This window comes from Pseudomonas fluorescens (assembly GCF_902497875.1).
Lineage (GTDB): Bacteria > Pseudomonadota > Gammaproteobacteria > Pseudomonadales > Pseudomonadaceae > Aquipseudomonas > Aquipseudomonas fluorescens_BR.
The window spans coordinates 108,939-131,054 of record NZ_CABVHY010000016.1 but is presented as its reverse complement, the minus strand read 5'-3'; the positions used below and the strand labels follow the sequence as shown (position 1 = coordinate 131,054).

Annotated in this window: 13 protein-coding genes; 7 read left to right on the top strand and 6 right to left on the bottom strand. The window is 60.3% G+C overall.

Translation table 11 applies throughout. The features are described 5' to 3' along the window. The first annotated feature begins 448 nt into the window (after positions 1 to 448). Positions 449 to 2,722 carry a bifunctional 23S rRNA (guanine(2069)-N(7))-methyltransferase RlmK/23S rRNA (guanine(2445)-N(2))-methyltransferase RlmL gene (gene rlmKL, locus F8N85_RS17650; protein WP_150804828.1) on the top strand — a complete coding sequence of 758 codons (2,274 nt, stop codon included), beginning with the start codon at positions 449 to 451 and terminating at the stop codon, positions 2,720 to 2,722. A 137-nt stretch (positions 2,723 to 2,859) separates the two neighbouring features. Beyond that, positions 2,860 to 5,256 carry a diguanylate cyclase gene (locus F8N85_RS17645; RefSeq protein ID WP_150804827.1) on the top strand — a complete coding sequence of 799 codons (2,397 nt, stop codon included), beginning with the start codon at positions 2,860 to 2,862 and terminating at the stop codon, positions 5,254 to 5,256. A gap of 211 nt (positions 5,257 to 5,467) precedes the next feature. On the opposite strand, the gene dacB is transcribed toward F8N85_RS17645, so the two are convergent. Further along, complete coding sequence (gene dacB, locus F8N85_RS17640) at positions 5,468 to 6,928, bottom strand: D-alanyl-D-alanine carboxypeptidase/D-alanyl-D-alanine-endopeptidase (RefSeq protein WP_150804826.1); 1,461 nt, start codon at positions 6,926 to 6,928, stop codon at positions 5,468 to 5,470. Positions 6,929 to 7,160: 232 nt separating this feature from the next. Between dacB and F8N85_RS17635 the strand changes: the two genes are divergently transcribed. After that, the gene (locus F8N85_RS17635) at positions 7,161 to 7,505 is read left to right on the top strand and encodes a YggL family protein (protein WP_150642826.1); all 345 of its coding nucleotides are present in this window, start codon (positions 7,161 to 7,163) and stop codon (positions 7,503 to 7,505) included. A 265-nt stretch (positions 7,506 to 7,770) separates the two neighbouring features. Here the strand turns inward: F8N85_RS17635 and F8N85_RS17630 are convergent, their stop codons facing one another. Further along, entirely contained in the window at positions 7,771 to 8,961 is a 1,191-nt protein-coding gene (locus tag F8N85_RS17630) for a benzoate/H(+) symporter BenE family transporter (RefSeq protein ID WP_150804825.1), read from the bottom strand. Between the two features lie 448 nt (positions 8,962 to 9,409). Between F8N85_RS17630 and F8N85_RS17625 the strand changes: the two genes are divergently transcribed. Continuing rightward, entirely contained in the window at positions 9,410 to 10,174 is a 765-nt protein-coding gene (locus tag F8N85_RS17625) for a GntR family transcriptional regulator (protein ID WP_150804824.1), read from the top strand. A gap of 163 nt (positions 10,175 to 10,337) precedes the next feature. Here the strand turns inward: F8N85_RS17625 and guaD are convergent, their stop codons facing one another. The 4 genes from guaD to xdhA form a co-directional block, all read right to left on the bottom strand. Beyond that, on the bottom strand, positions 10,338 to 11,642 hold the full coding sequence (gene guaD, locus F8N85_RS17620) for a guanine deaminase (RefSeq protein ID WP_150804823.1): 1,305 nt from the start codon (positions 11,640 to 11,642) through the stop codon (positions 10,338 to 10,340). 9 nt (positions 11,643 to 11,651) lie between these two features. Next, the gene (gene xdhC / locus F8N85_RS17615) at positions 11,652 to 12,494 is read right to left on the bottom strand and encodes a xanthine dehydrogenase accessory protein XdhC (RefSeq protein ID WP_150804822.1); all 843 of its coding nucleotides are present in this window, start codon (positions 12,492 to 12,494) and stop codon (positions 11,652 to 11,654) included. A gap of 153 nt (positions 12,495 to 12,647) precedes the next feature. After that, entirely contained in the window at positions 12,648 to 15,047 is a 2,400-nt protein-coding gene (gene xdhB / locus F8N85_RS17610) for a xanthine dehydrogenase molybdopterin binding subunit (protein ID WP_150804821.1), read from the bottom strand. Further along, on the bottom strand, positions 15,040 to 16,494 hold the full coding sequence (gene xdhA / locus F8N85_RS17605) for a xanthine dehydrogenase small subunit (protein WP_150804820.1): 1,455 nt from the start codon (positions 16,492 to 16,494) through the stop codon (positions 15,040 to 15,042). Before xdhA ends, xdhB begins: the two co-directional genes overlap by 8 nt. 303 nt (positions 16,495 to 16,797) lie before the next feature. On the opposite strand from xdhA, the gene F8N85_RS17600 reads away from it, so the two are divergent. The 3 genes from F8N85_RS17600 to zipA all read left to right on the top strand — a co-directional run bounded on the left by F8N85_RS17600 (position 16,798) and on the right by zipA (position 22,057). After that, positions 16,798 to 17,457, top strand: a complete 660-nt coding sequence (locus tag F8N85_RS17600) for a GntR family transcriptional regulator (protein WP_150804819.1) — start codon at positions 16,798 to 16,800, stop codon at positions 17,455 to 17,457. A 2-nt stretch (positions 17,458 to 17,459) separates the two neighbouring features. Continuing rightward, positions 17,460 to 20,948 carry a chromosome segregation protein SMC gene (gene smc / locus F8N85_RS17595; RefSeq protein WP_150804818.1) on the top strand — a complete coding sequence of 1,163 codons (3,489 nt, stop codon included), beginning with the start codon at positions 17,460 to 17,462 and terminating at the stop codon, positions 20,946 to 20,948. 257 nt (positions 20,949 to 21,205) lie between these two features. Next, complete coding sequence (zipA, locus tag F8N85_RS17590; RefSeq protein WP_150804817.1) at positions 21,206 to 22,057, top strand: cell division protein ZipA; 852 nt, start codon at positions 21,206 to 21,208, stop codon at positions 22,055 to 22,057. Positions 22,058 to 22,116 lie beyond the last annotated feature (59 nt).

The window sequence follows — 22,116 nt, the reverse complement described above, 5'->3', positions numbered from 1 at the left end:
CGAGCCAAGTTGTTGACGTCGTTGCGGCGTCAACCTGTGTTGAGTTCTAACCAATGCGTCACATCGAGGGAATGATCGTTTTGTCATAAGGACGTAACAATATTGATGTTACGGCCATAAGCAAGCAGGTCCTCATGGCCGGCTGCTTGGCCAAAGCCCACTATGATCAGCCTCCTGCAAGATGATGAGGTTAATGTTGCGGTGAGAATATCGACCTGTGGTCGTCGGGTATTATTCGACGAAGGGTCGAGATATGACATTTTGTTGCACCGAATTTTTTATCTGCCCTTGCATCTAAGCTCATCTGACCTTTAGGTTGGCTGAGCGGCCGGGGTGGCACGGCACACTTTCGTGCCCCGCGAGCGCTCTTCAAGAAAAGCGCTTGATTGAAAACCGAGCGGGCGATGCGTTGCCCGCTCACTTATTGCTTAAAGGCCCTGGAATCCCCATGTCGGATCGTTACGAACTCTTCCTCACCTGTCCCAAAGGCCTTGAAGGCCTGCTTATCGAGGAAGCCATCGGGCTTGGCCTTGAGGAAGCGCGCGAGCACACCTCGGCCGTGCGCGGCATGGCCGACATGGAGACGGCCTATCGCCTGTGCCTCTGGTCGCGGCTGGCCAACCGGGTACTTCTGGTGCTCAAGCGCTTCCCGATGAAGGATGCCGAAGACCTCTATCACGGCGTGCTCGATATCGAGTGGCAAGACCATATGCTCAATGACGGCACCCTGGCCGTCGAGTTCAGCGGTCACGGCTCGGGTATCGACAACACTCACTTCGGCGCCTTGAAGGTCAAGGACGCTATCGTCGACAAATTGCGCACTCCGCAGGGCGATCGTCCGTCCATCGACAAGCTCAACCCGGACCTGCGCATTCACCTGCGCCTGGATCGCGGCGAAGCGATCCTCTCGCTCGACCTGTCCGGCCACAGCCTGCACCAGCGCGGCTATCGCTTGCAGCAAGGCGCGGCACCGCTGAAGGAAAACCTCGCGGCAGCGATTCTGATCCGTGCCGGCTGGCCGCGCATTGCCGCCGATGGCGGGGCACTGGCTGACCCGATGTGCGGTGTCGGGACCTTCCTGGTCGAAGCAGCGATGATCGCCGCCGATATGGCGCCGAACCTGCGGCGCGAGCAGTGGGGTTTCACCGCCTGGCTCGGCCACGTGCCGGCGTTGTGGAAAAAACTTCACGAAGAGGCCACTGGGCGTGCCGCCGCCGGTCTGGCCAAGCCACCGCTGTGGATTCGCGGTTACGAAGCCGACCCACGGTTGATCCAGCCGGGCCGCAACAACATTGAACGTGCCGGCTTGAGTGACTGGATCAAGGTCTACCAAGGCGAAGTCGCGACCTTCGAGCCGCGTCCGGACCAGAACCAGAAAGGCCTGGTGATCTGCAACCCTCCCTATGGCGAACGTCTGGGTGATGAGGCGAGTTTGCTCTATCTCTACCAGAACCTCGGCGAACGTCTGCGTCAAGCCTGCCTGAACTGGGAAGCGGCGGTGTTTACCGGCGCGCCTGAACTGGGCAAGCGCATGGGTATTCGCAGCCATAAGCAGTATGCGTTCTGGAACGGCGCCTTGCCGTGCAAACTGCTGCTGATCAAGGTTACCCCCGACCAGTTCGTCACCGGCGAGCGTCGCACCCCGGAACAGCGTCTGGCCGAGCGTGAGCAAGCTGCAGAGGTCGAAGTCGCAGACAACATCGAGGCGCCGGGCAAGTACGAGAAATACAACAAGAACGGCAATCCGATCAAGCCGGCACCGGTGGTGATTGAGCAACCGCGCCTGAGCGAAGGCGGGCAGATGTTCGCCAATCGCCTGCAAAAGAACCTCAAGGCTATGGGCAAGTGGGTCAAGCGTGAAGGCATCGATTGCTATCGCGTCTACGATGCCGACATGCCGGAATATTCCATGGCCATCGACCTGTATCACGATTGGGTTCACGTCCAGGAATACGCCGCGCCGAAATCCATTGATCCGGAAAAAGCCTCGGCGCGCATGTTCGATGCCCTGGCAGCCATTCCGCAGGCATTGAACATTGACAAGAGCCGCGTGGTGGTCAAGCGTCGCGAGCGTCAAAGCGGTACCAAGCAGTACGAGCGTCAGGCCGCACAGGGCAAGTTCGTCGAGGTCAACGAAGGCGGCGTGAAGCTGCTGGTCAACCTCACCGACTACCTCGACACCGGGCTGTTCCTCGATCACCGGCCAATGCGCATGCGCATTCAGAAAGAGGCGGCCGGCAAGCGCTTCCTCAACCTGTATTGCTACACCGCAACCGCCAGCGTTCACGCGGCCAAGGGCGGCGCGCGCAGCACCACCAGCGTCGACCTGTCCAAAACCTACCTTGACTGGGCGCGGCGCAACCTGTCGCTCAACGGTTTCTCCGACAAGAACCGTCTGGAACAGGGCGATGTAATGGCCTGGCTGGATACCTGTCGCGAGGAGTACGACCTGATCTTCATTGATCCGCCGACCTTCTCCAACTCCAAGCGCATGGAAGGGATTTTCGACGTGCAGCGTGATCAGGTGCAATTGATCGATCTGGCCATGGCTCGCCTGGCACCGGGCGGTGTGTTGTATTTCTCCAACAACTTCCGCAAGTTCCAGCTCGAAGAGAACCTCGGCAGCCGTTACGCGGTTGAGGAAATCACCGCACAGACCATCGACCCGGATTTTGCCCGCAACAGCAAGATCCACCGTGCCTGGAAAATCACCGCCCGCTAAATGCCGATTGGATCCACAGAGCCTTGATTTTCAAAGGCTCTTGGCTCTTTTGGTGCTGGTCAAACTAGTGGCTAATAGCTATAACTGCCTAAAGGCCAATGTAACGCCCAAGCTCGCTGGCGTTATGAGTTCTGCTTATGTCGTTACACGCCGTACGACCCAGGATTCTGGGTTTTATCAGTGAAGATGCTTCGGCCTGGTTTGTCGCGCTACTGGTGCTGCTGGCCGGTAGCGTGCTGACCGGACTGCTGGCCTGGGCGACCGTCAAGGATCACCGGCAGCAGGTGGCACAGCGTTTTCAGCTATTGGTCGGCGAACGCCAGAGCCGGTTTGCCGAGCGTTTCGAAGATCAGGAGCAGCGCCTCGACAGCTTGCGCCGGTTCTTCATCAACTCCGAGACGGTCTCTCGGGAAGAATTCGATGGCTTCACCCGGCCCTTGTTGCACAGGACCCAGGCTTATTCCTGGGCGCCCCGTGTTTCCAGGGCTGAGCGTGCCGAGTTTGAAAATACCGCCCGCGCACAAGGTCTGGCGGGCTTTTCGATCCGCGATTTGAGTCCCTCGGGTGCGCTGGAGCCTGCTGCCGAGCGCGATGAATACGTGCCTGTTTTGTATAACCAGAAGCTCAGTGAGTGGGGCTCATCGCTGGGCCTGGACCTGTCGGTCGTGCCCGGGCGCGGTGCCGCCCTGCAGCGGGCCCGCGAGCGTGGGGGGCTGGCGGTCTCCCAGTTGATACCACTGATCGGCGTCGAGCCTGAATACAATCGAGGTGTGCTGCTGGTCGAACCGGTAATTGAGCGGGCTTCGGCAACTGCGCCTTTGGTTCCGCTGGGGTATGTGCTGGCCGTGATCAGCATGCGTCAGCTGGTGGCTGATGGTTTTCCGGCGCAAAGCCAGGACAACCTGGTGGTGCAGATCCGCGATCGCTCAGCCGATGGCCAGCCAGAAGTGCTCTACGAGTCGAGCAATCCGGTGGCCAAGCAACCGTTGCAATACACCTCGATCTTGCGCCTGGGAGACCGGGTCTACGACCTGAGCATGCGTACCAGCGCGGCGTTCGAGCGTGCCAACCATTCGACGATTACCAGTCTGGTGGTGATGGGCGGTTCGTTGAGCGTGCTGCTCAGCGTCTTGCTGTATGTGCTGGTCAGCCAGCGCCAGCGAGCCCTGGCGCTGGTCGAGCAGCGTACCCGGGAACTGCGCCTGCGCGAGCAGGAGTTGCGCGAGGCCCATGGACAACTGCGCAGCGTATTGGATGCGGCGACGCAGGTAGCGATCATCGCGACGGACTTGCGCGGGGTGATCAGCACCTTCAATGCCGGTGCCGAGCAAATGCTCGGCTATCCAAGTGCCGAGGTGCTCGGGCATGTGACGCTGGAAAGCCTGCACTTGCCCAGAGAGCTGCAGGTACGCGCAATGGAGCTGAGCCGGCGCTACGGCAAACCGATCCCGATGTGCCAGGCGATGCTCGTCGAGGGCGGCGAGGAGGGTGGGCATGAGGCGCGCGAGTGGACGCTGGTGCGTCAGGATGGCAGCTATCTGTCGGTCAATATGCTCGCGGCACCCGTGCTGGATGAGCAGGGGCTGTGGGTCGGGCACCTGGCGATCTGTATTGATGTCACCGAGCGTAAACGGGTGCACGAGGCACTGGCGGCCCGCGATACCCTGTTGAAAAAGCTCAGCGCCCATGTGCCGGGCGGGATTTACCAGTTCATGATGGCAGCGGATGGCAAGTTCAGTGTGATCTATGCCAGTGACGGCATTCGAGAAATTTACGAGCTGGAGCCGGACCTGCTGCAAAAAAATGCCGAGGCGATCTTCCAGCGAATCCATCCGCAAGACTCGTCCCGAGTCCGTGCCTCGATTCGTGCTTCTTCCCAGAAGCTCAGTCCGTGGCGAGAGGAATACCGTGTGCAACTGCCGCAGCGCGGGTTGCGCTGGGTCCGTGGCGAGGCGACGCCGGAAGAGTTGCCGGGCGGCGGGGTGCTGTGGCACGGCTATATCTCGGATATCTCCGATCTGAAGCGGGTCGAGGAGGAACTCCGGGCACTGTCGGTGACCGACTCCCTGACCGGGATTTACAATCGGCGGTATTTCCAGGAACGGCTGAAGACCGAAATGGCCCGCGTCGAGCGCGGCGTCGGGGGATTGGCGGTGATCATGCTCGATATCGACCATTTCAAGCGCATCAATGACCAGCATGGGCATGCCGTGGGGGACCGGGTGCTGCAAGGCGTCTGTGAACGTATCGGTCAGCGCTTGCGGCGCACCGACGTGTTCTGTCGCCTGGGCGGCGAGGAGTTCGTGGTGCTCTGCCCGGACACCGATGGGCAACAGGCCCATACCCTGGCGCTGGAGCTGTGGCAGGGACTGCGCAGCTCGCCGATCGACGGCGTGGGCGTTGTTACCGCAAGTTTCGGGATTGCCGGTTGGCGGGTATCGGAAGGCGCTGACGCCTTGCTGTTACGCGCCGACTCGGGTGTGTATGCCGCGAAGCAGGCAGGAAGGGATCGGGTTGAGGTGGAGCTGAGGTAGGCAAAGCTAGACACAACTCCCTGTGGCAAGGGGGCCTATGTGGCGAGGGGGCTTGCCCCCGCTGGGCTGCGAAGCGGCCCCAAAATCGGCAACCGCGTTACGTCAGGTAAAACCCGTCTGTCGGTTTACGACTGCTGCGCCCGAGCGCGGACCGGCCGGCGGGGGCAAGCCCCCTCGCCACAAAAGCCCCTCACCACATAACTCGGCAGGCCTACAACGCCGAAGCAGCCTCCGCCAGTTTCGGCTGGCGATACAGGTCCAGCAGCACCTGGTCGAGCACCGAGGACGCGCCCCATGGTTTCGGATCATTGAGGATCGCTACCACCGCCCAGGTGTTGCCATTGCTGTCGCGGCTGAAGCCGGCAATCGCGCGCACGGTGTTCAGGGTGCCAGTCTTGATGTGTGCCTCACCGGCCATGGCGGTGCGTTTCAAGCGTTTGCGCATGGTGCCGTCCATGCCGGCAATCGGCATCGAGCTGACGAACTCCGCCGAATAAGGGCTTCTCCAGGCCGCCTGCAACATCGCCCCCATTTCCCGGGCGCTGACTCGTTCGGCGCGGGACAGGCCGGAACCGTTTTCCATCACCAGATGCGGGGCAGTGATGCCTTTCTTCGCCAGCCACTGGCGGACTACCCGTTGCGCGGCTTTGGCGTCATCACCGTCGGCGGCGTTGCGAAACTCTGCGCCGAGGCTGAGAAACAGCTGCTGGGCCATGGTGTTGTTACTGTATTTGTTGATGTCGCGGATGATCTCCGCCAAGTCCGGCGAGAATGCCCGGGCCAGGACCTTGGCATCTTTCGGCACCGCCGCCAGACGATCCTGGCCTTGAATGCTGCCACCCAGCTCCTGCCAGATCGCCCGCACGGCGCCGGCGGTGTAAGTCGCGTGATCCAGCAGCGACAGGTAGGTCTGCGAACTGCACCCTTCGCCCAACTGGCCGTTGACGGTCACGCTCACGCCGCCATCGGCCCGGGCCACCGGGTTGTAGCGCACGTTGCCGGTGCACTGCCTGGAGTTGACGGCCTTGACCTGGTTGTCGATGTGAATGGTGGCAATCGGCGGCTCGACTGAAACCAGAACCTTGCCCGAGTCATTGCGCGCGACGAAGCGCAACGCTTTGAGGTTGACCATCAGCGAATCGGGTTTGACCAGGAACGGTTTGTTCTCGTCATTACCGTCGTCATTGAACTGCGGCAGTTGCGGTTGCACGAAGAAATTGCGGTCCAGCACCAGGTCGCCGGTGACTTGCTGCACGCCATTGGCCCGCAGGTCACGCATCAGCAGCCAGAGCTTTTCCATGTTCAGCTTCGGGTCGCCCCCGCCCTTGAGGTACAGGTTGCCACGCAGGATGCCGCCACTGAGGACACCGTCGGTGTAGAACTCGGTCTTCCACTGATGGTTGGGCCCAAGCATTTCCAGGGCGGCGTAGGTGGTGACCAGCTTCATGGTCGAGGCCGGGTTGACTGACACATCGGCGTTGTAAATCGTCGGGGTGCCCGGGCCGTTGAGCGGGATCATCACCAGAGACAAGGCGTCGTTCTGTAATTTGCTGGCTTTGAGGGCTTGTTGAACCTTGGGCGACAGGGCAGTGTTGATCGGGGCGGAGTGGGCAGGCAGGGCCAGGGGCAGAAGTAGACTGGCAAGCAACAATGGACGCAAAGATTTGATCATCTGTAATAAAACCCTACAGCCGAGGGGAAAAAGACGAGGGCATGTGGACAAATTCCCTCAGTGGTCATGAAAGTGTCGGCATTATGCCCCAAGGTATGGCGACTTGTGCCGTGCCCTGTACCTTCAATCGGCTATTTTTTTACAGACGGCAGGCGCCTGGGCCTATAGAGGCGGGCAAACGCTTGCTTAAGCTGCTAAAGTGCCGCCCGTTATTACTTATGAGGATTGTTCCATGGCGACTAACCGTTCCCAGCGTCTGCGCAAAAAACTATGCGTCGATGAATTTCAAGAGCTGGGTTTCGAGCTGAACCTGGATTTCAAAGAAGATTTGGCTGATGAGGCTATTGACACTTTCCTCAACGAGTTCCTGGAAGAAGCAATGGAGGCCAATGGCCTCGGCTACGTTGGCGGCGATGACTACGGTCTGGTTTGCCTGATCAAACGTGGTTCGGTCAGCGAAGAGCAGCGCGCAGCTGTTGAAGCCTGGCTCAAAGGCCGTACCGAGCTGAAAAGCGTTGAAGTTAGCCCGTTGTTGGACGTCTGGTACCCGGAAAAGCCAATCAATCCGGTAGCTTGATGTCATGAATCAGCGGCCCGTTCGGGCCGCTGATTCGATGCTGCGCTGTCGCAGCTATTCGATTTTTCCCTTCTGATTTGTTTATACCTCGGGTCTGTTTTCCGGGATTTTGTGTGGGCGATGGATTTGTGTCGCTCTTCAGGCCGCCATTCGCGGGCAAGCCCGCTCCCACACTGAATCTCCTGTGAACACAATATTTGTGACCACCGCAAATCTAATGTGGGAGCGAGCTTGCTCGCGATTGGTTTTCAGGGTTTAGAGAACCTCAAGCCTTGCGCCAATTCAGAATCACCAGGGTCAACACCCCCGCAACAATCCCCCAGAACGCCGAACCAATGGAAAACAGTGTCAGCCCCGACGCGGTGACCATGAAGGTAATCAGCGCGGCTTCCCGCTCCTTCACTTCATGCATGGCAATGCTCAGGCCGTTGATGATCGAGCCGAACAGGGCCAGCGCGGCAATCGATAGCACCAATTCTTTGGGCAGCGCGGCGAACAGCGCCGCCAGCGTGGCGCCGAAGACCCCGGCAATCCCGTAGAAAATTCCGCACCAGACCGCCGCGGTGTAACGCTTGTTGCGATCTTCGTGGGCATGCGGCCCGGTGCAGATCGCCGCGCTGATCGCGGCGAGGTTGATGCCATGGGAGCCGAACGGCGCCAATAACAGTGAGGCGATGCCGGTGGTGGTGATCAAGGGCGAAGCCGGCACGTTGTAGCCGTCGGCGCGCAGTACGGCAATGCCGGGCATGTTCTGCGAGGTCATTGCCACCACGAACAGTGGAATACCGATGCTGATGGTCGCCGCTAGGGAGAAATGCGGCGTGGTCCAGACCGGTGTGGCCAGTTCCAGGTTGAAACCGCTGAAGTCCAGCAGGCCCATCATGCCGGAGAGCGCCGTGCCGATCAGCAGCGCAGCCAGTACCGCATAGCGCGGCGACAGACGTTTGATGACTAGATAGGTGAAGAACATACCCAGCACCAGCGCCGTGCGGTGTTGCGCGGCGACGAAAATCTCGCTGCCGATCTTGAACAGAATCCCGGCGAGCAACGCCGCGGCCAGCGACGCGGGAATGCGCTTGACCAGCCGTTCGAAACTGCCGGTAAGCCCGCAAAGGGTCACCAGCACCGCACAGGTGATATAGGCGCCAATGGCTTCGCCGTAACTCACCCCGCCCAGGCTGGTGATCAGCAGCGCCGCACCCGGGGTCGACCAGGCAATGGTGATGGGCGTGCGATAACGCAGGGACAGGCCGATGCTGCACACCGCCATGCCGATCGAGATCGCCCAGATCCACGACGAGATCTGGCCGCTGGTCAGCCCGGCCGCCTGACCGGCCTGAAACATCAGCACCAGCGAACTGGTGTAGCCGGTCATCATCGCGATGAAACCGGCGACGACGGCGGAAGGCGACGTGTCGGCCAATGGGCGTAACTGCGCTTGCGTGGCGTCGGTCATGGAGCAGGGGTCCTTGTACTGGTGAAGATGTCTGCGGTGAGCACAAATCCCCGTAGGAGCTGCCGCAGGCTGCGATCTTTTGATCTTCCGGGATGTGCATTGCGCCCGAAAAGAACTAATGAAGATGTCTGCAGTGAACACAAATCCCTGTAGGAGCTGCCGCAGGCTGCGATCTTTTGATCTTCGGGGATGTGCGGTGCGCCGGAAAAGATCGCAGCCTGCGGCAGCTCCTACGGGGGGAGGTGTTCGCCATGAGTTCTGTGTTCAAGCCTAAACTCAAACCTGGGTGAACGTTGCAATACAGCGGTGACCGCAAACTGCCGTACAGTCGTGTTTGCACCTGGGGTTGTGTACAATGTGCCATGTTTTTCCGCGATATTTGCCCGCGCGCTACCGTGTCGTACTACAGTCACGGTAATTCGTCGCAGTTTCCTCGACTCGAGTGCCCATGAACGATCAGTTGCAGCCCCTCAAGAAACAACCGCGAGCAGGCAAAGCCGGCCGCAGTGGAACCCAGGACGATATCGTCTACGCGCATATCTTCGAGGCCATTCTCGAACAGCGCCTGGCGCCCGGCACCAAGTTGAGCGAAGAAGCGCTGGGGGAAATTTTCGGGGTCAGCCGCACCATCATTCGTCGCGCCCTGTCGCGTCTGGCCCATGAGGGCGTGGTATTGCTGCGCCCCAATCGTGGTGCCGTGGTGGCCAGCCCGAGCGTCAATGAGGCCCGCCAGGTGTTCCTCGCCAGGCGTCTGGTGGAACGAGCGATTACCGAGTTGGCGGTGCAGCATGCGACAGCCGAGGAGCTGGCGGCGCTGAGGCAGATGGTCAACGACGAGCGCGACAGCTTCTCCCGTGGCGACCGTGGGGCGGGTATCCGGCTCTCTGGCGAGTTCCACCTGAAGCTTGCCGAAGCGGCGAAGAATGCTCCGCTGATCAGCTTCCAGCGCAGCCTGGTGTCCCAGACCTCATTGATCATTGCCCAGTACGAAAGCGGCAACCGTTCGCACTGTTCCTATGATGAACACACTCAGTTGATCGACGCCATCGAGGCGCGCGACGCGACACTTGCGGTGAACCTGATGATGCATCACATGGATCACATCGACAGCAAGCTCAACCTCGACGAAGAAAGCGCCTCGGACGATCTGCACGCGGTGTTCTCGCATCTGTTGCAGACCAAAAAGCCGGGTCGGACAACCGCCAAGCTCTGATTTGTTGGGCTCGCCGAAAAGATCGCAGCCTTCGGCAGCTCCTACATGGGAATGCGTACACCTGTAGGAGCTGCCGAAGGCTGCGATCTTTTGGCATTCTGACAGGCAATAAAAAATCCCTCGCAACCAACGATTGCGGGGGATTTTTTATGCCCGGAATATCTTAGCGCTGATGCACCAGATTCCCCGCCGCATAGGTCTGCAGCACCGTCCGGTCATCTCCCAGGGTCATCAATACAAACAAGGTTTCGGCGATGTTTTTCGCCTGTTTCAGGCGATAGCCGAGCAGCGGCGTGGCGTTGTAGTCGAGCACCAGGAAGTCGGCGTCGGTGCCCGGTTGCAGGGTGCCGATCTTGTCTTCCAGGCGCAGTGCCCGGGCGCCGCCGAGGGTCGCCAGGTACAGTGACTTGAACGGGCTCAGGCGCGCGCCCTGCATTTGCATGACCTTGTAGGCCTCGTTGAGGGTTTGCAGCAGCGAGAAGCTGGTGCCGCCACCGACGTCCGTGCCCAGGCCGACATTCAGGTTGTGCTTCTCGGCCATTGGCAGGTTGAACAGGCCACTGCCAAGGAAGAAGTTCGAAGTCGGGCAAAAGGCGATTGCCGACCCGGTTTCCGCCAGCCGCGCGCATTCGTCGTCACACAGATGCACGCCGTGGGCGAATACCGAGCGCTCGCCGAGCAATTGGTAGTGATCGTAGACGTCCAGGTAGCCTTTGCGCTCCGGGAACAGCTCCTTGACCCATTCGACTTCCTGCAGGTTTTCACTGATGTGGGTCTGCATGTACAAATCGGGGTACTCGCTGAGCAGTTGCCCGGCCAGGGTCAGCTGTTCCGGGGTGCTGGTCGGTGCGAAGCGCGGGGTCACGGCGTAGTGCAGGCGGCCCTTGCCGTGCCAGCGTTCGATCAGCGCCTTGCTTTCGAGGTAGCTCGATTCCGCGGTGTCGGTCAGGTAATCCGGCGCATTGCGGTCCATCATCACTTTGCCGGCGATCATCCGCAGGTCCAGTCGCTCGGCGGCTTCGAAGAATGAGGTCACCGATTGCGGGTGCACGCTACCGAATACCAGCGCGGTGGTGGTGCCGTTGCGCAGCAGTTCCTTGATGAAAATGCCCGCGACCTCTTCGGCGTGGGCCTTGTCGGCGAACTGGCTTTCACAGGGGAAGGTGTAGGTGTTGAGCCAATCCAGCAGTTGTTCACCGTAGGCACCGACCATGCCGGTCTGCGGCAGGTGGATGTGGGTGTCGATAAAGCCGGGGGTGATCAGCGCATCCTGGTAATGGGTGATTTCGATATCCGCTGGCAGGCTGGCGAGTAGTTCGCTGGCGTGGCCGAGGGCGCTGATCCGGCCGTTGTCGATCACCAGCAAACCGTCTTCGAAATACTCATAGGACGCTTCGATCCCCACGACGGCAGGGTCGGCGATGCTGTGCAGGATGGCGGCACGGTAGGCTTTACGAGTCAAAGGCATGAGGGTTTCTCAGTTCGTGGCTTGGCTGCGGCGCGAGGCGGGCAGCAGTTTGGCAATGGGTTCGGCGCTGGCGCTGTGCTGGCCGAAATTCGCGTTATAGGTGGCGATGATTTCGCCGGCGATGGAGATGGCGATTTCCACAGGCAGCTTGCCTTTGACTTCGCCGATGCCCATCGGGCAGCGCATGCGTTGCAGCAGCGCGCTGTCGAAACCGCGATCGCGCAGGCGATGCTCGAACTTGACCCGTTTGGTCTTCGAGCCGATCAGGCCGAAGTAGGTGAAGTCGTTGCGCTTGAGGATTGCGGCGGTCAGTTCCAGATCGAGCTGGTGATTGTGGGTCATGACGATGCAGTAGCTGCCGGAGGGCAAATCGTCGACTTCATCCACCGGTTCTTCGCTGACGATTTTGCGCACACCGTGAGGGATCTGTTCGGGGAATTCCTGTTCCCGCGAATCGATCCAGCGTACCCGGCAGGGCAGGCTGGCCAGTAGCGGTACCAGCGCTCGACCGACATGGCCGGCGCCGAACACGGCGATCTGCGCCTGGACCTGACCCATCGGTTCGAAGAGCAACACGGTGACGCCGCCGCAGCACTGACCGAGGCTGGCACCGAGGGTGAAGCGCTCCAGGTGGGTGTCCTGCTTGCCGCTGGCGAGCATTTCCCGGGCGAGCTGCATGGCCTTGTATTCCAGGTGCCCGCCACCGATGGTGTCGAAGCTCTGGGTGGCGCTGACAACCATCTTCGAACCGGCATTGCGCGGAGTCGAGCCGAGCTCTTCGATGATGGTCACCAGGACGCAGGGTTCGCCGTGGGTTTGCAGGTCGGCGAGGGCGCTGATCCAGTTGTTCATGTATCACCTCTTGCAACTGTGGTGTTTGTTCGGCCGTCATCGTCGGAACGCCGCCCGGAGCGAGCTCGCTCCCACATTGGACTTGTATTGGTCCATAAGTCAGCACATGACCCTGTGGGAGCGAGCTTGCTCGCGATGGCCGCGACGCGGTCCTTACAGCGAAGCCAACTCAACCTCGGCTTCCACGGCCTTCGCCACCTTCAACTGGCGCATCTGCTCACACCCCCACAACACCCGCTCCGGAGTGGCAGGCGCGTCGATTTTCGGTTGATGCTTGTAGTCGCCCAGGCTCGCCACCGCATCCTTGATCGCGCACCAGGCGGCGATGCCGAGCATGAACGGCGGCTCGCCGACGGCCTTGGAATGGAACACCGTGTCTTCCGGGTTCTTGCGGTTTTCCACCAGCTTCACCCGCAGGTCCAGCGGCATGTCGGCGACTGCCGGGATCTTGTAGCTGGCCGGGCCGTTGGTCATCAGCTTGCCCTTGGCATTCCACACCAGCTCTTCCATCGTCAGCCAACCCATGCCCTGGATGAAGCCGCCTTCGACCTGGCCGATGTCGATAGCCGGGTTCAGCGAGGCACCGACGTCGTGCAGGATGTCGGTACGCAACATCTTGTACTCGCCGGTCAGGGTGTCGACTATCACTTCGGCACAGGCCGCGCCGAAGGCGTAATAGTAGAACGGCCGACCACGAGCCTGGCTGCGGTCGTAGAAGATTTTCGGGGTCTTGTAGAAGCCGGTGCTGGACAGCGACACTTGGGCGAAATACGCCTGCTGGATCAACGCCTCGAAGGTCAGTATGTGATCGCGGACCCGCACGTGGCCGTTGTGGAATTCAACGTCTTCCTCGCTGACCTTGTACTGGCGCGCGGCAAATTCCACCAGGCGCTGCTTGATGATTTGCGCGGCGTTCTGCGCGGCCTTGCCGTTCAGGTCGGCACCGCTGGAGGCGGCGGTCGGCGAGGTGTTCGGCACCTTGTCGGTATTGGTCGCGGTGATCTGCACCCGGTCGATTTCGACCTGGAATACCTGGGCCACCACTTGCGCGACCTTGACGTTCAGCCCCTGGCCCATCTCCGTGCCGCCATGGTTCAGGTGGATGCTGCCGTCGGTGTAGATGTGGATCAAGGCACCGGCCTGGTTAAGGAAACTGGCGGTGAAGGAAATACCGAATTTCACCGGGGTCAGCGCCAGGCCTTTTTTCAGGATCGGGCTGTTGGCGTTGTAGCGACGGATCGCTTCACGCCGCTCGGCGTACTGGCTGCTTTCTTCGAGTTCAGCAGTCATTTCCTCGAGCATGTTGTGCTCGACGGTCTGGTAGTAATGGGTGACGTTGCGCTCGGTCTTGCCGTAGTAGTTGGCCTTGCGCACCCCCAGCGGATCGAGCGCCAGATGGCGGGCGATGGCGTCCATGACTTCTTCGATGGCGACCATCCCTTGCGGGCCACCGAAGCCCCGATAAGCGGTGTTCGACGCAGTGTTGGTCTTGCAGCGGTGACCGTTGATGGTCGCATCGCCAAGGTAATAAGAGTTGTCGGCATGGAACATCGCACGGTCGACGATCGATGCCGAGAGGTCCGGCGAACAGCCGCAGTTACCCGCCAGCTCCAGTTGAATGCCGTGCAGCCGCCCGCTGCTGTCGAAGCCGACGTCGTACTCGATGTAGAACGGGTGACGCTTGCCGGTCATCAGCATGTCTTCGACCCGCGGCAGGCGCATTTTGGTCGGCTGGCCGGTCAGGTGCGCGACCACTGCGCACAAACAGGCCGGGCTCGCGGCCTGGGTTTCCTTGCCGCCGAAACCACCGCCCATGCGGCGCATGTCGACGACGATTTTGTTCATCGACACGTCCAGTACTTCCGCCACCAGCTTCTGCACTTCGGTGGGGTTCTGGGTCGAGCAGTAGACGATCATCCCGCCGTCTTCGGTCGGCATTACCGACGAGATCTGGGTTTCCAGATAGAAATGTTCCTGGCCACCGATGTGCAGCGTGCCCTGAATCCGGTGCTCGGCGGTGGCCAGGGCGTTGGCCGAATCGCCGCGTTTATGGGTGTGACTGTCGAGCACGAAATGCTTTTTTCGCAGGGCTTCGACCACGTCCAGTACCGGTTCGAGGTCTTCGTATTCGATGACGGCGGCCATGGCTGCTGTACGCGCCGTTTCAAGATCCCGGGCCGCTACTGCCAGCACCACCTGACCGACGAATTGCACGTCATCGATCGCCAGCAAGGGGTCGCCGGGCAACAGTGGGCCGATGTCCTTCAGGCCCGGCACATCCTTGTGGGTGATGACGATGCGCACGCCTTCGAAGGCGTAGCAGGGCGCGGTGTCGATGCTGATGATTTTCGCGTGGGCGCGGTCCGACAGCCGCGCGTACAGATGCAGCTGATTAGGGAATTCCAGGCGGTCATCGATGTACACCGCTTCGCCGGATACATGCTTGTCGGCGCTGTCGTGCTTGACGCTGCGGCCGACACCTGAAGTCAGGTCCTGGGCAAACAGTTCGGCAAGTTCCGCCTGAGTTTTTTCGACGGCATGATGATTAGACATAAGCGGTCACCCGAGTCTCGATGTGCGGTGTTTGCAGTTCGATGAAATATTTGCGCAGCAGGTTCTGCGCACTGAGCAGGCGGTATTCCTTGCTGGCGCGGAAGTCCGAAAGCGGCGTGAAGTCTTCGCCCAGCGCCGCGCAAGCGCGCTCGACCGTGGATGAATTCCATGGCGAACCGAGCAGGGCGGTTTCGCAGCTCTTGGCGCGTTTCGGAGTGGCGGCCATACCGCCAAAGGCGACCCGGGCGTCAGCGATCACACCGTTCTCGATGCGCAGATTGAACGCCGCGCAGACTGCGGAAATATCGTCGTCCAGACGCTTGGAAACCTTGTAGGCACGGAACAATTGCTTGGCGCTGGCGCGGGGCACGATGATTTTTTCGATGAACTCGCTTTCCTGGCGCGCGGTCACCCGGTAATCGATGAAATAGTCTTCCAGTGCCAGGGTGCGGCGGGTCTCGCCTTTGCACAGAACGATCTGTGCACCGAGGGCGATCAGCAAGGGTGGCGAGTCACCGATAGGCGAGGCGTTGCCGATGTTGCCGCCCAGCGTGCCCTGGTTGCGGATCTGCAGGGAGGCAAAGCGTTGCAGCAATTCGCCGAAGTCCGGGTATTCGGCCTTGAGCGCTTCATAGCAATCGGACAGCGAAGTGGCGGCGCCGATTTCCAGGCGATCGTCAAAAACCTCGACGCGCTTCATTTCGGCGACATTGCCGACGTAGATCATCACCGGCAGGGCGCGGTGAAACTGCGTCACTTCCAGCGCCAGATCGGTGCCGCCGGCCAGCAAGCGGGCTTGCGGGTAGGCATCGTAAAGGTCGGCCAGATCAGCAACGGTCAAGGGCACCAGGCAACGTTTGTCGCCACTGTTCAGCTCGCCGGTGGTGGTGGGCGCAATAGCTTTCAGACGGGCAATAGTCTCGGCTTCGCGGGCGTCGAACTGATCAGCCTGCTTGCCGCAGCAGGCCTGTTCGGCAGCGGCGAGAATCGGCCGATAGCCGGTGCAGCGACAGAGGTTGCCGGCCAGCGCTTCGTGGGCCTTGTGGGAGTCCGGCTGGTCACTGTTCTTTTGCAGGGCGAACAGCGACATGACGAAACCCGGCGTGCAGAAGCCGCATTGCGAACCGTGGCACTCGACCATGGCTTTCTGCACGCTGTGCAGCTGGCCCTGGTGCTTGAGGTCTTCGACGCTGATCAGCTGTTTGCCGTGCAGCGACGAAACGAAGGTCAGGCACGAGTTGAGGCTGCGATAGCGAATGTGCTCGCGGCCGCTGTCGTCGGTCTGCAATTCGCCGACGACCACGGTGCAGGCGCCACAGTCGCCGCTGGCGCAACCTTCTTTAGTGCCGGATTTGCCCAGGTGCTCGCGCAGATAATTGAGCACGGTCAGGTTCGGGTCCAGGGCGTGCTCGCTACGGAGTTCCTGGTTTAGTAAAAACTGGATCACGGAAGGCCTCGCAGACTCATTATTGTTGTTAACCGACTTGAGCTGAATTTAGTCATGTCTGACTTTTCGGTCAATGATTTTCTGACTTAAAGGTCAGGAAATTCAAATTTGCCGATTAACGACACCTCTATTCATTATTGACCCTCTCGGGATAGGTTGCCTTTTGCGTGTTTGTGCCGGGTTTGTTGCGTATTTCGTGCCAAATTCAGCCCCCTGGCCATTACAATCAGCGCCCTGCGCCATTACCCGGCAATGGGTTACACTGCGCCGCTTGTACCGATCGAAGAGTTTGGAAGGAAAACCATGACGTTCAAGGCGCCGGACAGCCTCGCCGAGCAAATAGCTCACCACCTCGCCGAACGTATCATTCGCGGGGATCTCAAGCCCGGAGAGCGCATTCAGGAACAAAAGGTCACGCTGGCCCTCAATGTCAGCCGCGGCTCGGTCCGCGAAGCCTTGCTGATCCTCGAACGCCGCCACCTGATTGCGATCCTGCCGCGGCGCGGTGCCCACGTCACCGAGCTCAGCGCGCACAAGGTGCAGAGCCTGTGCACGCTGATGAGTGAGTTGTACATCCTGCTCGGCAATGCCGTGGCCAATGGCTGGGCGGTTCAGGCCGATATGGCGCCGTTCCTGCAAATCCAGCAGCGCCTGATCGCCAGTTACGAGCGCCAGGACATTCAGACGTTTGTCGAAGACAGCTTCAATGTGATGCGTGCGGCGTACCCCTTCGCGAATAATCCGTACCTGGAAGAAACCGTCGAGAATCTGCAGCCGGCCATGAGCCGCGCGTATTACCTCGCACTGGAGCAACGCAAGGCTGAGATGAGCGAGTTCCTGGAGTTGTTCGAGCGCCTGCTGGCCGCGGTGCTGGCCCGTGATTTGCCGCAGATTCGCGTCGTGCTCTCGGCCTACGCCCAGCGCAGTTGCGATCTGGTGCTGTCTGCGTTGACGGTTGCCTGAGCATGCGGCTCAAGTGCATCAAACTGGCGGGGTTCAAATCCTTCGTCGACCCGACCACGGTGAACTTCCCCAGTAACATGGCGGCGGTGGTCGGGCCCAACGGTTGCGGCAAGTCGAATATCATCGACGCCGTGCGCTGGGTGATGGGCGAGAGCTCGGCAAAGAACCTGCGTGGCGAGTCGATGACCGACGTCATCTTCAATGGCTCCACCAGTCGCAAACCGGTGAGCCAGGCCAGCATTGAACTGGTGTTTGATAACTCCGATGGCACTCTGGTCGGGGAATTCGCGGCGTATGCGGAGATCTCCATTCGTCGCAAAGTGACCCGCGACAGCCAGAACAGTTATTTCCTCAACGGCAGCAAATGCCGGCGTCGTGATATCACCGATATCTTCCTCGGCACCGGCCTCGGCCCGCGCAGCTACTCGATCATCGAACAAGGCATGATCTCCAAGCTGATCGAGGCCAAGCCCGAAGACCTGCGCAACTTCATCGAAGAAGCGGCGGGGATTTCCAAGTACAAGGAGCGTCGGCGCGAGACCGAAAACCGTATCCGCCGCACCCATGAAAACCTCGCCCGCCTGACCGACCTGCGCGAAGAACTGGAGCGCCAGCTCGAGCGTCTGCATCGCCAGGCCCAGGCCGCCGAGAAGTATCAGGAATATAAAGGCGAAGAGCGTCAACTCAAGGCGCAGTTGTCGGCGTTGCGCTGGCAGGCCTTGAACGAGCAGGTGGGGCAGCGCGAGTCAATCATCGGCACCCAGGAAGTCAGCTTCGAAGCCCTGGTCGCCGAGCAGCGCAATGCCGATGCCAGCATCGAGCGGCTGCGTGATGGCCATCATGACCTCTCCGAACGCTTCAATCTGGTGCAAGGGCGCTTCTATTCGGTCGGTGGCGACATTGCCCGGGTCGAGCAGAGCATCCAGCACGGTCAGCAACGTTTGCGCCAGCTGCAAGACGACCTGCGCGAAGCCGAGCGTTCGCGACTGGAAACCGAATCCCATCTGGGCCTCGACCGCACCTTGCTGGCAACCCTCGGCGAAGAGCTGCAGATGCTCGAACCCGAGCAGGAAATCACCAGTGCCGCCGCCGAAGAGGCCGCCGCTGCGCTGGAAGAATCGGAAACCACCATGCATGGCTGGCAGGAGCAGTGGGACTCGTTCAACCTGCGCTCCGCCGAGCCACGGCGCCAGGCCGAGGTTCAGCAATCGCGGATCCAGCAGCTGGAAACCAGCATGGAACGCCTCGCCGATCGGCAACGCCGTTTGGCTGAAGAGCGTGCATTGCTGGCGGCCGATCCGGAAGACGCGGCAATCCTTGAACTTAACGAGCAGTTGGCCGTCAGCGAGATGACGCTGGAGGATCTGCAGGCCAGCGAGGAGGGGCAAGTCGAGCGCCTGGAGCAGTTGCGCCAGGAATTGCAGCACGCGACCCAGGCACAGCAACAGGCTCAAGGCGAATTGCAGCGCCTCAACGGCCGGTTGGCTTCCCTGGAAGCCTTGCAGCAAGCCGCGCTCGACCCGGGCACCGGCACCGCGCAATGGTTGCGTGAGCAGCAGCTGGCGGAACGGCCGCGACTGGCCCAGGGCCTGAAGGTGGACAGCGGCTGGGAACTGGCGGTGGAAACCGTGCTGGGCGCTGACCTGCAAGCGGTGTTGGTCGATGATTTCGCCGGTTTTGATTTGGCCGGTTTCCAGCAGGGCGACCTGCGGCTGTTGAGTCCTGGCAGCGACGGCATTCGCGTGTCGGGCAGCCTGCTCGACAAGGTCGAAGCCGAGATCGACCTGTCGCCCTGGCTGGGTCAGGTCAGGCCGGTGGAAACCCTTGAGCAGGCCTTGGCCTTGCGTGGCCAATTGGCGGTTGGGGGAAGCCTGATCAGCCGCGATGGTTATTGGCTTGGCCGGCACTTTCTACGGGTGCGACGCGCCAGCGAAGCCGAAAGCGGGGTGTTGGCAAGGGGCCAGGAAATCCAGCGTCTGGGCGATGAGCGCGATGAGCGTGAAGCGACCGTGGAAGCACTGGAGACCCAGCTGCAGAACCTGCGGGCACAGCAGCGCCAGCAAGAAAATGGCCGCGAGCATTTGCGCCGCTTGCTGCAGGACGAGGCGCGTCAGCAGGGCGAGTTGAAAGCCCGCTTGTCCGCCGGCAAGGCCAAGGCCGAACAACTGACCTTGCGCCGCACCCGTCTCGACGAAGAGTTGGCCGAGCTCGGCGAGCAGCGTGCCCTTGAACATGAACAGGTTGGCGAGGCACGTCTGCAATTGCAGGATGCGCTCGACAGCATGGCGGTCGATACCGAACAGCGCGAATTGTTGCTGGCCCAGCGTGACAGCTTGCGTGAACGCCTGGATCGGGTGCGCCAGGAAGCCCGCCAGCACAAGGACCACGCCCATCAACTGGCGGTCCGCCTGGGGTCGCTCAAGGCTCAGCATGATTCCACTCGCCAGGCGCTGGAGCGGCTCGAATTACAGTCCGAGCGCCTGACCGAAAAAAGCGAACAGCTCAGCCTCAATCTGGAGGAGGGTGAAGCGCCACTTGAAGAGCTGCGTCTGAAGCTCGAAGAGCTGCTCGACAAACGCATGACGGTCGACGAAGAACTCAGGACGGCGCAGATCGCCCTGGAGGATGCCGACCGCCAATTGCGCGAAGCCGAGAAACGCCGCAGCCAGGCGGAGCAGCAGTCGCAACTGATCCGCGGCCAGCTCGAACAGCAGCGCATGGAGTGGCAGGCATTGACCGTGCGGCGCAAGGCCCTCGAGGATCAGTTGCTCGAGGACGGCTACGACTTGCACGGTGTGCTTGCCACGCTGGATGCCCAGCTCAACGAAAAAGCCGCCGAAGAAGAACTCGAGCGGATTGCCGCGCGGATTCAGCGCCTGGGCGCGATCAACCTCGCGGCCATCGACGAGTACCAGCAACAATCCGAGCGTAAACGTTATCTGGATGCGCAGAATGACGATCTGGTCGAAGCCCTCGACACCCTGGAAAACGTGATTCGCAAGATCGATAAGGAAACCCGCAATCGCTTTAAAGATACCTTTGATCAGATCAATGGTGGTTTACAGGCACTATTTCCAAAAGTTTTCGGTGGTGGCAGCGCTTATTTGGAACTGACGGGCGAAGATCTACTCGATACAGGGGTGACGATCATGGCGCGTCCGCCCGGAAAGAAGAACAGCACCATCCATTTGCTCTCTGGTGGTGAGAAAGCTCTGACCGCGCTGGCCTTGGTATTTGCCATTTTCAAATTGAACCCGGCGCCATTCTGCATGCTCGACGAAGTTGACGCGCCGCTGGATGACGCTAACGTAGGACGCTATGCCCGGTTGGTGAAAGAAATGTCCCAGACAGTGCAGTTCATCTATATCACCCACAACAAGATCGCCATGGAAATGGCTGATCAGTTGATGGGGGTGACGATGCACGAGCCGGGTTGTTCCCGCCTTGTGGCAGTTGATGTCGAGGAGGCGATGGCAATGGTGGATGCTTAAGTCGGTGTGAGCAGGGCGATTTTCTATAAGGTGTAGGAGGTTTTTCTTCCGCGACTTGCTGGCCAATCGACATATTGGCTAAAGCCATTGCGACAGACGGTGTAAAGTTGTCTTGGGTCGTGCTAGTTTAATGTCAATTTTTCGTATGCGTGGGCAAAACGCCTGTCAGAACATAGAGTTGGCGCCACGTTTTAAAGGGGTTTGCAGCTTGCTCAACCCTTTTATCATCAGCATTTTTTATAGAGGCACGGGATTACATGGAAATCGGTCTGCGCGAGTGGCTGATAGTCATCGGCATTATAGTTATTGCCGGTATTCTTTTTGACGGCTGGCGCCGCATGCGCGGGGGCAAGGGCAAACTGAAGTTTCGCCTGGACCGCAGCCTGTCCAATTTGCCCGACGAGGACACCAGCGCCGAACTGCTGGGCCCGCCGCGGGTGCTGGACACCCATAAGGAGCCGCAACTGGACGAGCATGATCTGCCGTCGGTGAGCATGCCTGCCCGGGAGGGTCGTGATTCGGGCTCCAAGCGTGGCAAGCGTAGCGGTGAGCCGAATCAGGGTGACATGAACCTCAATCTGGACCTGGATGGCGGCCCGAGCTTCAGCAGCCGTGACGATGACTACCCGGACGAAACCCGCTCCTCCGGCGCAGCGCAGGAAAAAGAACAGCCGCAAGCGGAAGAAGTCCTGGTGATCAGCGTGATCTGCCGCGACGCCGGTGGCTTCAAAGGCCCGGCACTGTTGCAGAATATTCTGGAAAGCGGTCTGCGTTTTGGCGAGATGGACATTTTCCACCGTCACGAAAGCATGGCTGGCAATGGCGAAATCCTGTTCTCCATGGCCAACGCAGTCAAACCGGGTGTGTTCGATCTGGACGATATCGATCACTTCAGCACCCCGGCGGTGAGCTTCTTCCTTGGCTTGCCAGGCCCGCGTCATCCGAAACAGGCTTTCGACGTGATGGTTGCCGCTGCCCGCAAACTGTCGCAAGAACTCAATGGCGAACTCAAGGACGATCAGCGCAGCGTACTGACCGCCCAGACCATCGAGCACTACCGTCAGCGCATCGTCGAGTTCGAACGCCGCGCCTTGACCCAGAAGCGCTAAGGCCGAAGCAGGGGGCTTTTGGTTTGCTCCCTGGGCCACATATTTACAAGATTGAGCAG